Origin of the sequence: Alteromonas sp. ALT199 (assembly GCF_018619335.1) — a bacterium.
Lineage (GTDB): Bacteria > Pseudomonadota > Gammaproteobacteria > Enterobacterales > Alteromonadaceae > Alteromonas.
Window position 1 is genome coordinate 1 of record NZ_JAHHDX010000147.1, and the last position, 809, is coordinate 809.

The window sequence follows — 809 nt, forward strand, 5'->3', positions numbered from 1 at the left end:
AAGTGTCTGTCCACTTTCTTCTACGTTTTTTGCGCTTGCGCTTTTTAGCTCGTTATTATCTATAACTTTAATTGCTTTGTTTTCGCGTATTTTGGAGCATGCTTTTTGTATATTCAGCGCATCTTCGTTAACCCACTCACCGTTAACCTGCTCACAACCAGCTGCAATAGGTTTGTAGCCAATGCCGGTAAGCGATGCTTTTTGCGCTGCTTTTAGTAATTGGCAGGTGACATAAGTTTTCCCTACCTCTGTGTCGGTACCGGTAATGAAATACTGCTTCATCGTTTTTCCAATCTAAAATGACTTACGCGGTAGGTAAGCGGTAACTTACTTTCCACACCACTCATATTACTGTAGGCCATGGCTAATTTTTTAATATCTCGACGGGTTAGCACAGGTTGTTTTCGGCCAGTCTCTCCTGCGCCTACACCTTTCACAGAGCGCAGTAGCGACATGATATCTTGGTGAGTATCAACATAATCTTTGGTAATAACTCGTTGTAAGCGAAGCCCTGATTGCTTAAACCCGCTTAGCCACTGCGCTGCTGTTGCCATATGAGTTTCTGCTTGCGGGAGCTGCGCCACTTTACGTGCGGTTTTAAGCTCATCAAAAGAGCCCGACACCATAATAGCAAGCTCAGCAATCCCCCCCTGTTTAAGCACTCGGGCTATCTCGCTGGCAACTAGGTTTGTGTCACTTGCCCACTGAAGCGCCATGGACGAAAACACCGTTGAAAATTGGTTCTCAGAGAAGGGTAAATCAACAGCGCTCCCTTCTACGAAAAAAGGGCCAAAAATGGGGTCAGAGTA

At 45.5% G+C, this 809-nt stretch carries 2 protein-coding genes; both read right to left on the reverse strand.

The window, feature by feature from the left end:
• A partial coding sequence (gene bioD, locus KL866_RS16080) for an ATP-dependent dethiobiotin synthetase BioD (protein ID WP_214995957.1) occupies positions 1-282 on the reverse strand: 282 nt, incomplete at its 3' end.
• Positions 279-809: methyltransferase domain-containing protein (locus KL866_RS16085; RefSeq protein ID WP_214995959.1), on the reverse strand; the 531-nt coding region annotated here is incomplete at its 5' end. The genes bioD and KL866_RS16085, both read right to left, overlap by 4 nt.